Source organism: Pantoea sp. GABEPS69 (assembly GCF_045780835.1).
Taxonomy (GTDB): Bacteria; Pseudomonadota; Gammaproteobacteria; order Enterobacterales; family Enterobacteriaceae; genus Pantoea; species Pantoea septica.
In genome coordinates this window covers 3,295,990-3,308,600 of the sequence record NZ_CP118618.1, presented here as the reverse complement: position 1 = coordinate 3,308,600, position 12,611 = coordinate 3,295,990, and the positions used below count along the sequence as shown (strand labels likewise).

Here is a 12,611-nt window from a genome sequence, read left to right as displayed (position 1 = left end):
CTAATGTGGTGGAAGTGGTCGTAAAAAGTGAGGCATAGTCTAGCATGGCTGGCAGGGGATTGATTCACGAAGGTATAAGGGGAAACGATGGCGACGGTTAATTTCAGGAAGAAGATCAGTTTTACTCGCCCTTATAACACGCGCAAAGAGCCGGAAGGGGAATACTATATTACCCGCCACTTTGAGAGCGATCGCGGCCGTATTATCAACTCGGCGGCGATTCGCCGACTGCAGCAAAAAACGCAGGTTTTTCCGCTGGAGCGCAACGCCGCGGTACGCTCGCGCCTCACCCATTCGCTGGAAGTACAGCAGACGGGACGTTACATCGCCAAAGAGATCCTGCAAACCCTGAAAAATCAGGGCGGTCTGGCGCAGTACGGGCTGGACGAAATGGAGGGCGCGTTCGAAAGTCTGGTGGAGATGGCCTGCCTGCTGCACGACGTCGGCAATCCGCCGTTCGGCCATTTCGGCGAGGCGGCCATTAACGACTGGTTTGAAGAGCACCTTCCGCTGGAGCTGGTGGACCCGCTGGTGGCCGGCGTCGAAGGCGAGCAGCAGCGCGCCGATTTCAGCCAGCTCAACGCCATGATCCGCCAGGATCTGTGCCACTTCGAAGGCAATGCGCAGGCGATCCGCATGGTGCATACCCTTCTACAGCTAAATCTCAGCTATTCGCAGGTCGCCTGCATCCTGAAATATACCGCGCCCGCCTGGTGGCAGGGCGAGAAGCCCGAGCAGTTCAGCGCACTAATGAAAAAGCCGGGCTTTTACCTCTCCGAACGCGACTATATCGCCGATCTGCGCGCAGCGACCCATATGGATGAGCATCATCGTTTTCCGCTGACCTATATTATGGAAGCAGCGGATGATATCTCTTACTGCATCGCCGATCTGGACGACGCCGTCGAAAAAGATATATTTAACATTGATGCGCTTTATGACTATTTATGTAAGAACTGGGGGCCGATTAAAAATAATGACGCCTTCAGCCGAACGGTCGGCGATGCCTGGCGCGAAGCCTGTAACAAAAAGCGTCGCAGCAGAAGCGATCAGTTCTTTATGTCATTGCGCGTTAACGTACAGAACGTCCTGGTCAGCCATGCGGTAAAGCGTTTCGTCGATAATCTGCCGGCTATTTTCAACGGCGATTTTAATCATGCGTTATTAGAGGACGACGGCGAAGAGGGCAGGTTATTACAGATGTTTAAAACGGTGGCGCGCCGCCACGTATTTAACCATGCCGAAGTTGAACAGCTGGAATTACAAGGTTATCGTGTCATTAAGGGATTGTTAGAAATATATCAGCCTTTGATGACGCTAACGTACGAAGCCTTTACTACGCTGATTAACGAGGACTTTCTGCGACAGCACCCGATTGAAACGCGGCTGTTCCATAAACTTTCCGGGAAACATCGTAAAGCCTATCAGCAAAAAATGCGCACGCTGGTAGTCGAGCATAAATATCAGCGACTGTTATGGGAAAGATATTATCGCTTCCGCCTGATTCAGGATTATATTAGCGGCATGACCGATCTTTATGCGTGGGATGAGTATCGACGTCTGATGGCGGTAGAATAACTGGACTTTTGTAAAGCGCGTGCATAAATTTTTACCTTTGCCGCAAACTTTTGCTGGAACTTCGCGTTAAAAGATTAATCTCATAACTGACCACAGCAAGGGTCTGGCGTTTATTACTGGATGAGACTAATACGAATGAAAAAAAACACCCTAACGTTGAGCGCGCTGGCGCTCAGTCTTGGCCTGGCGTTAAGCCCTGCCGCCGTTTTCGCCGCTGAATCGGCTTCTTCTACCAGTCAGCAGCTGCCGAGCCTGGCGCCGATGCTGGAAAAAGTGATGCCGTCAGTGGTCAGCATCAGCGTCGAAGGCAGTACCACGGTGAAAACGCCGCGTCTGCCGCCGCAATTTCAGCAGTTCTTTGGCGATAATTCGCCATTCTGCCAGGAGGGCTCGCCTTTCCAGAGCTCGCCGATGTGTCAGGGCGGCGCGGGCGGTGCTGGCCCCAACACTCAACAGGAAAAATTCCGCGCGCTTGGCTCCGGCGTCGTGATCAACGCCGAAAAAGGCTATGTGGTGACCAACAACCACGTTGTCGACAACGCGACCAAAATTCAGGTGCAGCTCAGCGATGGCCGTCGCTATGACGGTAAAGTGATTGGCAAAGATCCGCGTTCCGATATCGCGCTGGTGCAGCTGATCGACGCGAAAAACCTGACGGCGATTAAAATCGCCGACTCCGACAACCTGCGCGTCGGCGACTACACCGTCGCCATCGGCAACCCGTACGGCCTGGGCGAAACCGTCACTTCAGGCATCGTTTCTGCGCTGGGACGCAGCGGGCTTAACGTCGAAAATTATGAAAACTTTATTCAGACCGATGCGGCGATTAACCGCGGCAACTCCGGCGGCGCGCTGGTGAACCTTAACGGCGAGCTGATCGGCATCAACACCGCGATCCTCGCGCCGGACGGCGGCAATATCGGCATCGGCTTTGCTATCCCGAGTAATATGGTGAAAAACCTCACCGGACAGATGGTGGAGTTCGGTCAGGTGAAACGCGGCGAGCTGGGTATTCTGGGTGCTGAGCTGAACTCCGAGCTGGCGAAAGCGATGAAGGTCGACGCGCAGCGCGGCGCCTTCGTCAGCCAGGTGCTGCCGAACTCCGCCGCGGCGAAGGCGGGCGTGAAGGCGGGCGACGTGGTGGTGTCGATGAACGGCAAGCCGCTGAGCAGCTTTGCCGCCCTGCGCGCCGAAGTCGGTTCGCTGCCGATCGGCACCAAATTGCAGCTTGGCCTGCTGCGCGACGGCAAACCGGTGAGCGTGACCGTCGAGCTGCAGCAGAGCACGCAGGATAAAGTGCAGTCTGCCACCATCTACACCGGCATCGAGGGCGCCGATCTGAGCAACGACAGCGGCAGCGATAAAGGGGTGCGCGTAGACAACGTGAAGCCTAACAGCGCCGCAGCGCGTATCGGCCTGAAAAAAGGCGACATCATCCTTGGCGTCAACCAGCAGCGCGTCGCCAACCTGGGCGAACTGCGTAAAATCCTCGACACCAAACCGTCGGTGCTGGCGCTGAACGTTAAGCGCGGCGACAGCAGCATCTATCTGCTGATGCAGTAACGCTATTTAGCTTATCAGGCGGACTTCGGTCCGCCTTTTTTATGGGCGCGGTTCAGAGTGTGACCGGAGCCGCAAAACCTGTAAATCCCCGTCTGGCTCTGTGCATTTGCACAATGCCTGGCCTCGTCGCCATGCGTATGCTGTAGCATCCACTCTCTGTCAGGATTTACAGATGGCAACCTATCATCTCGATGCGCGCCTTGCGCAGGATATCGTGGCGCGCACCATGAAGATTATTGACAGCAATGTCAACGTGATGGATGCGCGCGGCCGTATCATCGGCAGCGGCGATCGCGAGCGTATTGGCGAATTGCACGAAGGCGCGCTGCTGGTGCTCTCCCAGGGGCGCGTAGTGGACATCGACGAGGCGGTGGCGAAACATCTGCACGGCGTACGGCCAGGCATCAATCTGCCGCTGCGCATCGACGGCGAGATCGTAGGGGTAATCGGGCTGACCGGCGATCCGGTCGCGCTGCGCCACTACGGCGAGCTGGTTTGCATGACGGCAGAGATGATGCTGGAGCAGACCCGACTGCTGCATATGCTGGCGCAGGACAGCCGTCTGCGCGAGGAGCTGGTGCTGAACCTTATCCGCAGCGAAAGCCTGACGCCGCAGCTCACCGAGTGGGCGCAGCGTCTCGGTATCGATCTCAATCAGCCGCGCGTGGTGGCGGTGGTAGAGGTCGACAGCGGTCAGCTCGGCGTCGACAGCGCTATGTCGGAGCTTCAGCAGCTGCAAACGCTGCTGACTACCCCGGAGCGCGATAACCTGATCGCCATTGTTTCCCTGACGGAGATGGTGGTGCTGAAGCCAGCGTTGAATACGCATGGGCGCTACGATCAGGACGATCACCGCAAGCGCGTTGAACAGCTGCTGCAGCGTATGAAAGAGAGCGGCCAGGTGCGGATGCGTATCGCGCTCGGCAACTATTTTACCGGGCCGGGCAGCATAGCGCGCTCGTATCGCACCGCGCGCACTACCATGATGGTGGGCAAGCAGCGTATGCCGGAGCTGCGCAGCTATTTCTATCAAGATTTAGTCTTGCCGGTGCTGCTCGACAGCCTGCGCGGCGGCTGGCAGGCGAACGAGCTGGCGCGTCCGCTGGCGCGGCTGAAAAGCATGGATAATAACGGTCTGCTGCGGCGCACGCTGGTGGCCTGGTTTACTCATAACGTGCAGCCCAGCGCTACGGCACGCGCGCTTTTTATCCACCGCAATACGCTGGAGTATCGGCTGAACCGCATTTCCGAGCTGACCGGGCTGAATCTTAGCCAGTTTGACGATCGTCTGCTGCTCTATGTGGCGCTGCAGCTGGACGAGCAAAGCTGAGACGACAAAAAGGCCAGCGTTGGCTGGCCTTCTGTAGCAAGCAACAGCAGGCGCGTTACCGGTTATTGCGCGTCAGCTTGTCCAGATCGCCTTCAATCTCAGCAATTTTGTTGGTCACCACGCTCTCCAGATGGCGCAGATCCGCCAGGATCTTACGCTTCAGATCCACTTCCACCTGATCGCGCTGGCAGATCTGATCCAGTTCGTCGATCACATAGCGCAGGTTCGGGCTGATCTCCTGAACCTCTTTGTAGCCCTGATTGATATTGTCTGCGACCACGGTTTTGCGCTGGCGCGGATATTTAAACTTCACGCTCTTGGCGAAGAACTCGCCTTTGTCTTTGCGAAAGTAAATTTTAAGGATGTCGTTGTTGGCTTCCTGACGCAGGCTATAGCGATCGATATCGTCCGGGTTATTAATGCCTAAGCTTTTAAGGTTGTCATACATAGCGATTTTTCCACCAAAAAGAGAGAAGCGCGCATCTGTGTTCATGGCACAAAAATAACTGTAGACAAAAAACGGATTGAACACTGCGCGACGGGAGATAACTGGCGCGGATTATGACCTGGGTAAAAAGTAAACGCACCTGTTAATTCGTTTCGCGAATCAGGTTGTAAGAGAGAGAAGTGTAAAGAAAAAATGACGGGCCGGATGGGCCCGTCACAGCGGCTTAGTCGATGGTGCGCAGCAGTTCGTTGATGCCTACTTTACCGCGCGTTTTCGCGTCGACTTTCTTCACGATAACCGCGCAGTAGAGGCTGTAGCTGCCATCTTTAGAAGGCAGGTTGCCGGACACCACCACGGAACCCGCCGGTACGCGGCCGTAGTGCACTTCGCCGGTTTCGCGATCGTAAATTTTGGTGCTCTGGCCGATGTAAACGCCCATCGAAATCACCGCGCCTTCTTCCACGATCACGCCTTCGACGATCTCGGAGCGCGCGCCGATAAAGCAGTTATCTTCGATGATGGTCGGGTTCGCCTGCAGCGGCTCCAGCACGCCGCCGATGCCAACACCGCCGGAGAGATGAACGTTTTTACCAATCTGCGCGCAGGAACCTACGGTCGCCCAGGTATCGACCATGCTGCCTTCGTCGACATAAGCGCCGATATTGACGTAGGACGGCATCAGCACGGTATTGCGTGCGATATAGGCGCCCTGGCGAACCGCCGCCGGCGGCACGACGCGGAAACCAGCCGCTTTAAAGCGCGCATCGTCCCAGCCGGCGAACTTCATCGGCACCTTGTCGTAAAAGCGGGTTTCTGCGCCTTCCATCACCTGGTTTTCGTTAATGCGGAACGACAGCAGAACCGCCATCTTCAGCCACTGATGCGTTACCCACTGACCGTCGATCTTTTCTGCTACGCGCAGTGCGCCGCTGTCCAGCTGAGCGATCACCTGGTTGATAGCTTCACGGGTCACCGGATCGACGCTTGCCGGAGTAATCTCGGCGCGACGCTCGAAGGCCGTTTCAATAACGCTCTGTAACTGTTGCATAATTTTTTCCTGATCTGTCTGGTGCATGCCGGACCACGTCCCGGCACAAAGAGTAAATAAGTAAATCGATTGCGGTCACACTTTATCGTTTGGATTAAGGGCTTCTGTCAACCGTTGTTGCAATGCTTTGCGCATTTCCGCGTCAAGCGCGCGCCGCTCGCTGTTGGCGAGAATAAACAAATCCTCGACGCGCTCGCCGATGGTGCTGATGCGCGCGCCGTGCAGCGAGACGCCCATATCGGCGAAGACTTCGCCCACGCGCGCCAGCAGGCCGGGCTGATCGAGCGCCACCAGCTCCAGATAGCTGCGACGATCGGTATGGGTTGGCAAAAAGTTGACTTCGGTATCGACGCTGAAGTGGCGCAGCTTCGCCGATGGACGGCGCGTGCGCGGCGGATTCCAGCTGGTCTGAGCGATCGCCTGCTCCAGCGCCTGGCGGATCATCAGGTGGCGATCGGGCGCCAGCGGACTGCCGTCCGGCTCCAGCACGATAAAGGTATCCATCGCCATGCCGTCGCGGCTGGTGAAAATCTGCGCGTCGTGCACGCTGAGATTGCGACGGTCCAGCTCGCCCGCCACGGTCGCGAAGAGATAAGGGCGGTCGGGACTCCAGATAAAAATCTCGGTGCCGCCGCGCGTCGCCTGCGGGCTGACCAGCACCAGCGGCTGGCGCAGATCGTGCTCCATTAAATGACGCGCATGCCACGCGAGCTGGTTCGGCGTGTGGCGCAGGAAATAGTCGGCGCGGCAGCGGTTCCAGATATTGTGCAGCCGCTCTTCGTCGATATTGTCCATGCGCAGCAGCGCCAGCGCCTGCAGCCGGTGATGACGCACGCGCTCGCGCAGATCCGGGCTGTTCTCCATGCCGCGCCGCAGCTGCTTCTCGGTGGCGAAGAAGAGCTCGCGCAGCAGACTCTGCTTCCAGCTGTTCCACAGCGTTTCGTTGGTGGCGCAGATATCGGCCACGGTCAGGCAGACCAGATAGCGCAGCCGGTTCTCGTTCTGCATCACTTCAGCGAACTGCTGGATCACGGTGGGATCCTGAATATCGCGGCGCTGCGCCGTCACCGACATCAGCAGATGATGGCGCACCAGCCAGGCGACCAGCTGGGTCTCGCGCGAATTGAGGCCGTGCAGCTCGGCGAACTCCAGCGCGTCCTGCGCGCCGAGAATCGAGTGATCGCCGTTGCGGCCTTTGGCGATGTCGTGCAGCAGCGCCGCCATCAGCAGCAGCTCCTGCTGCGGCAGACGCGGCCAGAGCTCGACGCAGAGCGGATGCATCGGGCGCGTCGTCTCGCTGGCGAAGCTCTCCAGCTTTTGCAGCACGCGGATGGTGTGCTCATCGACGGTGTAAGCGTGGAACAGGTCGAACTGCATCTGTCCGACGATATGTCCCCACAGCGGCGTGTAGGCCCAGAGCACGCTGTGGCGGTGCATCGGCAGCAGCGCGCGCTTGACCGCGCCCGGATGACGCAGAATCGACATAAAAAGCTGGCGCGCCTCCGGAATCTGACACAGCGGCTGTTTGAGATGACGACGCGCGTAGCGCAGCTGGCGCAGCGTGGTGGAGTAGATGCCGCGAATGTTTTCGTTGCGCACCATCACGTAGAACATGCGCAGGATCGCCTGCGGTTCGCGCTCGAACAGCGTTTCGTCGCGCAGGTCGATCAGGTTGCCGCGCAGCTGAAAGGTGTCGTCCAGCGGACGCGGCTTTTCGGTGGTGGAGAGCGCCAGGATCGCTTCGTCGAACAGCTGCAGCAGCATCTGGTTCAGCTCGCCGATGCGGCGCGTGACGCGGAAGAAATCCTTCATCATGCGTTCCACCGGCTCGTTGCCTTCGCCCTGATAATTAAGGCGCTGTGCGACGTTGAGCTGACGGTCGAACAGCAGCCGGTTGTCGTAGCGCGTCAGCGTCAGATGCAGCGCGAAGCGGATGCGCCAGAGAAAGGCCTGACATTCGTTAAGCTCGTTGCGCTCCGCTTCGGTGAGGAAGCCGAATCCCACCATTTCATCCAGCGTGGTCGCGCCGAAGTGACGGCGCGCCACCCACTGCAGCGTATGGATATCGCGCAGGCCGCCTGGACTGCTTTTGATGTCAGGTTCAAGGTTATAGCTGGTGCCGTGATAGCGCTGATGGCGCGCCTGCTGCTCTTCGATCTTGGCGGCGTAAAAGGTCGCCGACGGCCAGAAGCCTTCGCTGAAGATATTTTTTTGCATCTCCAGAAACAGGGCGACGTCGCCGGTCAGCATGCGCGACTCGATAAGGTTGGTGGCGACGGTCAGGTCGGCCAACCCTTCCAGCAGACACTCTTCCAGCGTGCGCACGCTGTGGCCTACCTCTAGCTTGAGATCCCACAGCAGCGTCAGCAGTTCGCTGGTTTGCTGCGCGCTCGCGTCGTCGAGCGGATCGCGGCTGAGGATCAGGATATCGACGTCGGAAAGGGGATGCAGCTCGCCGCGGCCGTAGCCGCCGACCGCCACCAGCGCGATAGCGGGCAGGGCGTCGAAGCCGTAAAAGCGCCACAGGCGGCGCAGCAGACGGTCGATAAACAGGGTGCGCGCGTCAATCAGCGTTTCTGCCGATTCGCCGGCGTCGAACGCCGTCGAGAGAAAGGCGTTAAAGGTTTCCAGCTTCTGCTTCAGGGCGTCGCGGGTCAGCACCGCGTCATCCCAGTGCGCCGGGGAGTCTTGCAGGCCGTCAATGACCTCATCCGTCAGGATAGCGCTCATACCGCTTCTCTCTTCTTGAACCATAAAAAAACCGGCGCAGGGCCGGCTTTTTATCTGTGGAGGACGATTACCCTTCGTTGACCAGCACCGCGTCGATGGTGTCGTCGCTACGCAGGGTCAGGATTTCGCAGCCGTTATCGGTCACCACAATAGTATGCTCGTACTGTGCGGACAAGCTGCGATCTTTGGTTTTTACCGTCCAGCCGTCTTTCATGGTGCGGATGCGGTAGTCGCCGGCGTTGACCATCGGCTCCACGGTAAAGGTCATGCCCGCCTGCAGCACCACGCCGCCGTCGTCTGCGTCGTAGTGCAGCACCTGCGGCTCTTCGTGAAAGCCTTTGCCGATGCCGTGGCCGCAGTACTCGCGCACGACGGAGAAGTCGTGCGATTCGACATATTTCTGAATGGCGCGGCCCAGCTCGCGCAGACGAATGCCCGGCTTCACCAGACGCAGCGCCAGGTAGAGGCTCTGCTGGGTGATGTGGCACAGACGCTCGCCCTGGATGGTCGGCTTGCCGACGATAAACATCTTCGAGGTGTCGCCGTGGTACTCGTCTTTAATCACGGTCACGTCGATGTTAATGATGTCGCCATCTTTCAGCAGGCGATCGTCGCTGGGAATGCCGTGACACACCACTTCGTTAACCGAGATGCAGACCGATTTCGGGAAGCCGTGATAGCCAAGGCAGGCGGAGACGGCGTGCTGCTCGTTGGTGATGTAATCGTGGCAGATGCGGTCCAGTTCGCCGGTAGAGACGCCGGGTTTGACGTGCGGGGCGATCATCTCCAGCACCTCGGCGGCCAGTCGGCCGGCGACGCGCATTTTTTCGATTTCTTCAGGGGTTTTAATTGAAATTGCCATTAAATTAATCCGCAGTTGCCGAAAATTTCAGCAATAATGAACGATGTGCTGTCATGTTAGCAGCCGAAAACAAGGCCGCCAAACAGTTCGCGTCGCGCGGCCGCGCGCTGAACAAATTCTGGCTTCAGCAGCGTGGTTGTGATATAAAGCGCGCCGACGATTCTCTGTCAGGCCGTTATGGTCGGCGAGAAACGCGAAAAACTCACTTTGTGTACTAAAACACACATGTATCGACACATACGCCGGGGTGCTTCGAAAGAGGTCGGTCGTATGGGATACATGGAGGCCCAACCCCAAACTTAATCTAGAGGTAATCATGGCAACTGTTTCCATGCGCGACATGCTCAAGGCTGGTGTTCACTTCGGTCACCAGACCCGTTACTGGAACCCGAAAATGAAGCCGTTCATCTTCGGTGCGCGTAACAAAGTTCACATCATCAACCTTGAGCAGACTGTACCGATGTTCAACCACGCTCTGGCTGAGCTGAACAAAATCTCTGCCCGTAAAGGCAAGATCCTGTTCGTCGGTACCAAGCGCGCTGCCAGCGAAGCGATTAAAGAGTCTGCACTGAGCTGCGACCAGTTCTTTGTAAACCACCGCTGGCTGGGTGGTATGCTGACCAACTGGAAAACCGTTCGTCAGTCTATCAAACGTCTGAAAGATCTTGAGACTCAGTCTCAGGACGGCACCTTCGACAAACTGACCAAGAAAGAAGCGCTGATGCGCGGTCGCGAACTGGCCAAGCTGGAAAATAGCCTGGGCGGTATCAAAGACATGGGCGGTCTGCCGGACGCGCTGTTCGTTATCGACGCCGATCACGAGCACATCGCGATCAAAGAAGCGAACAACCTGGGCATCCCGGTATTCGCGATCGTTGATACCAACTCTGATCCAGACGGCGTTGACTTCGTTATCCCGGGTAACGACGATGCGATCCGTGCTGTTAGCCTGTACCTGACTGCCGTTGCCACTACCGTGCGCGAAGGCCGTTCACAGGACCTGGCTGAGCAGGCTGAAGAAGCGTCTTTAGAAAACGCTTAATAAGGTTCGCTCTGACAAAGAGCCCTTAGACATCAGATGTAATCTGTTAAGGGGCCAGTCTTGGCCCCTTTATTTTATCTCCGTCTGTCACGCCTCCTTATCAGGCGGGCGGGACAGAGTAAATTTTCCGCAACAGGTGCCTTAGTGCGTAAGCACGGGGGTACGAACCGAGGATTCTGGAATGGCTGAAATTACCGCTGCACTGGTAAAAGAACTGCGCGAGCGTACTGGCGCGGGCATGATGGACTGCAAAAAAGCGCTGACCGAAGCGAATGGCGACATCGAGCTGGCGATTGAGAACATGCGTAAGTCCGGCGCGATCAAAGCGGCGAAAAAAGCAGGCAACGTGGCTGCTGACGGCGTGATCAAAACCAAAATCGACGGCAACTACGGCGTGATCCTGGAAGTTAACTGCCAGACTGACTTCGTTGCGAAAGACGCTGGTTTCCAGGCCTTCGCTGACAAAGTGCTGGACGCGGCGACCGCAGAACGCATCACCGACGTTGAAGCGCTGAAAGCGAAATTCGAAGAAGAGCGCGTTGCGCTGGTAGCGAAAATCGGCGAAAACATCAACATCCGTCGTATCGCAGTGCTGGAAGGCGAGCAGCTGGGTTCATACCTGCACGGCGCGCGTATCGGCGTACTGATCTCCGCGAAAGGCGCTGACGAAGAGCTGATCAAGCAGATCGCTATGCACGTTGCAGCCAGCAAGCCGGAATTCGTTAAGCCGGAAGACGTCTCTGCCGACGTGGTTGAGAAAGAGTACCAGGTTCAGCTGGACATCGCGATGCAGTCTGGCAAGCCGAAAGAGATCGCAGAGAAGATGGTTGAAGGCCGCATGAAGAAATTCACCGGCGAAGTCTCTCTGACCGGTCAGGCTTTCGTTATCGATCCGAGCAAAACCGTTGGCCAGGCGCTGAAAGAGCAGGGCGCTGACGTCATCAACTTCATCCGCTTCGAAGTGGGTGAAGGCATTGAGAAAGTCGAAAGCGACTTCGCTGCTGAAGTAGCGGCAATGTCCAAACAGTCTTAATGCTGTGAAAGGAACCGCCAGAAGGCGGTTCTTTTTTGTCTGCTACGCTAAGCAGACGCTTTTCAGTCTCATCCCAATAGTAATTTACGCGCGCTAAGCGGATGATCGATCAGATTTAACTTCTCCTTTTCAACTCTTCCAGGAAGAACCGACCATGGCGACCAACGCAAAACCTGTATATCAACGTATCCTGCTGAAACTGAGTGGCGAAGCACTGCAAGGTGCCGAAGGTTTTGGTATCGACGCGAGCGTGCTTGACCGCATGGCGCAAGAGGTGAAAGAACTGGTCGAGCTGGGCATTCAGGTAGGCGTGGTGATTGGCGGCGGCAACCTGTTCCGCGGCGCAGGTCTGGCGCAGGCGGGAATGAACCGCGTCGTAGGCGACCATATGGGCATGCTGGCGACCGTAATGAACGGCCTGGCGATGCGCGATGCGCTGCATCGTGCCTACGTCAACGCGCGCCTGATGTCCGCTATTCCCCTCAACGGCGTGTGCGACAACTACAGCTGGGCCGAAGCGATCAGCCTGCTGCGCAACAACCGCGTGGTGATTTTCTCCGCCGGCACCGGCAACCCGTTCTTCACCACCGACTCGGCGGCCTGCCTGCGCGGCATCGAGATCGAAGCGGACGTGGTGCTGAAGGCGACCAAAGTCGACGGCGTTTACTCCGCCGATCCGGTGAAAAATCCGGATGCGACGCTCTACGATCAGCTCTCCTACGCCGAAGTGCTGGAACGCGAGCTGAAAGTAATGGATCTGGCGGCCTTTACGCTGGCGCGTGACCACCAGCTGCCGATCCGCGTATTTAATATGAACAAACCTGGCGCGCTGCGTCGCGTAGTAATGGGCGAAAAAGAAGGCACCCTGATTACGCATTAATACCCGACGCAAGATAAAATAAGGTATATTCTGTCGGCGCGGTGAACGTCACCGCGCACCATTCAGGATTATCGCTCAACAGCGATACCGCTTCCGG

10 protein-coding genes are annotated in these 12,611 nt (G+C 57.3%); 6 read left to right on the top strand and 4 right to left on the bottom strand.

Translation table 11 applies throughout. The features are described 5' to 3' along the window. Positions 1-87 precede the first annotated feature (87 nt). The 3 genes from dgt to PVE98_RS16200 all read left to right on the top strand — a co-directional run bounded on the left by dgt (position 88) and on the right by PVE98_RS16200 (position 4,471). A complete protein-coding gene (dgt, locus tag PVE98_RS16210; RefSeq protein WP_048781343.1) occupies positions 88-1,578 on the top strand; it encodes a dGTPase in 1,491 nt (496 codons plus the stop codon). 135 nt (positions 1,579-1,713) lie between these two features. Then, positions 1,714-3,141 carry a serine endoprotease DegP gene (gene degP / locus PVE98_RS16205; RefSeq protein ID WP_033749572.1) on the top strand — a complete coding sequence of 476 codons (1,428 nt, stop codon included), beginning with the start codon at positions 1,714-1,716 and terminating at the stop codon, positions 3,139-3,141. Between the two features lie 172 nt (positions 3,142-3,313). Beyond that, the gene (locus PVE98_RS16200; RefSeq protein ID WP_033749573.1) at positions 3,314-4,471 is read left to right on the top strand and encodes a CdaR family transcriptional regulator; all 1,158 of its coding nucleotides are present in this window, start codon (positions 3,314-3,316) and stop codon (positions 4,469-4,471) included. A 55-nt stretch (positions 4,472-4,526) separates the two neighbouring features. Here the strand turns inward: PVE98_RS16200 and PVE98_RS16195 are convergent, their stop codons facing one another. From PVE98_RS16195 to map, 4 genes are all read right to left on the bottom strand, one after another. Continuing rightward, on the bottom strand, positions 4,527-4,919 hold the full coding sequence (locus tag PVE98_RS16195; RefSeq protein WP_033749575.1) for a DUF3461 family protein: 393 nt from the start codon (positions 4,917-4,919) through the stop codon (positions 4,527-4,529). Between the two features lie 223 nt (positions 4,920-5,142). Beyond that, positions 5,143-5,967 carry a 2,3,4,5-tetrahydropyridine-2,6-dicarboxylate N-succinyltransferase gene (gene dapD, locus PVE98_RS16190; RefSeq protein ID WP_033793560.1) on the bottom strand — a complete coding sequence of 275 codons (825 nt, stop codon included), beginning with the start codon at positions 5,965-5,967 and terminating at the stop codon, positions 5,143-5,145. Between the two features lie 75 nt (positions 5,968-6,042). After that, complete coding sequence (gene glnD, locus PVE98_RS16185; RefSeq protein ID WP_096072608.1) at positions 6,043-8,697, bottom strand: bifunctional uridylyltransferase/uridylyl-removing protein GlnD; 2,655 nt, start codon at positions 8,695-8,697, stop codon at positions 6,043-6,045. Between the two features lie 67 nt (positions 8,698-8,764). Beyond that, complete coding sequence (gene map, locus PVE98_RS16180) at positions 8,765-9,559, bottom strand: type I methionyl aminopeptidase (protein WP_313619328.1); 795 nt, start codon at positions 9,557-9,559, stop codon at positions 8,765-8,767. A 316-nt stretch (positions 9,560-9,875) separates the two neighbouring features. Here map and rpsB point away from each other — a divergent pair, with 316 nt between their 5' ends. The 3 genes from rpsB (at position 9,876) to pyrH (ending at position 12,514) form a co-directional block, all read left to right on the top strand. Further along, positions 9,876-10,601 (top strand): 30S ribosomal protein S2, encoded by a 726-nt coding sequence (gene rpsB, locus PVE98_RS16175; protein ID WP_033749579.1) that lies wholly within the window; start codon positions 9,876-9,878, stop codon positions 10,599-10,601. Positions 10,602-10,782: 181 nt separating this feature from the next. Beyond that, entirely contained in the window at positions 10,783-11,634 is an 852-nt protein-coding gene (gene tsf / locus PVE98_RS16170) for a translation elongation factor Ts (protein WP_033749580.1), read from the top strand. Between the two features lie 154 nt (positions 11,635-11,788). Next, positions 11,789-12,514, top strand: coding sequence for a UMP kinase (pyrH, locus tag PVE98_RS16165; protein ID WP_033749581.1), 726 nt, complete (start codon positions 11,789-11,791; stop codon positions 12,512-12,514). Positions 12,515-12,611: the final 97 nt, after the last annotated feature.

What these genes read in the sequence shown, in the direction of transcription:
- degP (WP_033749572.1), top strand. Translation starts at nt 1,714, where the DNA reads ATGAAAAAAAACACCCTAACGTTGAGCGCGCTGGCGCTCAGTCTTGGC.
- tsf (WP_033749580.1), top strand. Translation starts at nt 10,783, where the DNA reads ATGGCTGAAATTACCGCTGCACTGGTAAAAGAACTGCGCGAGCGTACT.
- PVE98_RS16200 (WP_033749573.1), top strand. Translation starts at nt 3,314, where the DNA reads ATGGCAACCTATCATCTCGATGCGCGCCTTGCGCAGGATATCGTGGCG.
- map (WP_313619328.1), bottom strand. Translation starts at nt 9,559, where the DNA reads ATGGCAATTTCAATTAAAACCCCTGAAGAAATCGAAAAAATGCGCGTC.
- dgt (WP_048781343.1), top strand. Translation starts at nt 88, where the DNA reads ATGGCGACGGTTAATTTCAGGAAGAAGATCAGTTTTACTCGCCCTTAT.
- dapD (WP_033793560.1), bottom strand. Translation starts at nt 5,967, where the DNA reads ATGCAACAGTTACAGAGCGTTATTGAAACGGCCTTCGAGCGTCGCGCC.
- glnD (WP_096072608.1), bottom strand. Translation starts at nt 8,697, where the DNA reads ATGAGCGCTATCCTGACGGATGAGGTCATTGACGGCCTGCAAGACTCC.
- rpsB (WP_033749579.1), top strand. Translation starts at nt 9,876, where the DNA reads ATGGCAACTGTTTCCATGCGCGACATGCTCAAGGCTGGTGTTCACTTC.
- pyrH (WP_033749581.1), top strand. Translation starts at nt 11,789, where the DNA reads ATGGCGACCAACGCAAAACCTGTATATCAACGTATCCTGCTGAAACTG.
- PVE98_RS16195 (WP_033749575.1), bottom strand. Translation starts at nt 4,919, where the DNA reads ATGTATGACAACCTTAAAAGCTTAGGCATTAATAACCCGGACGATATC.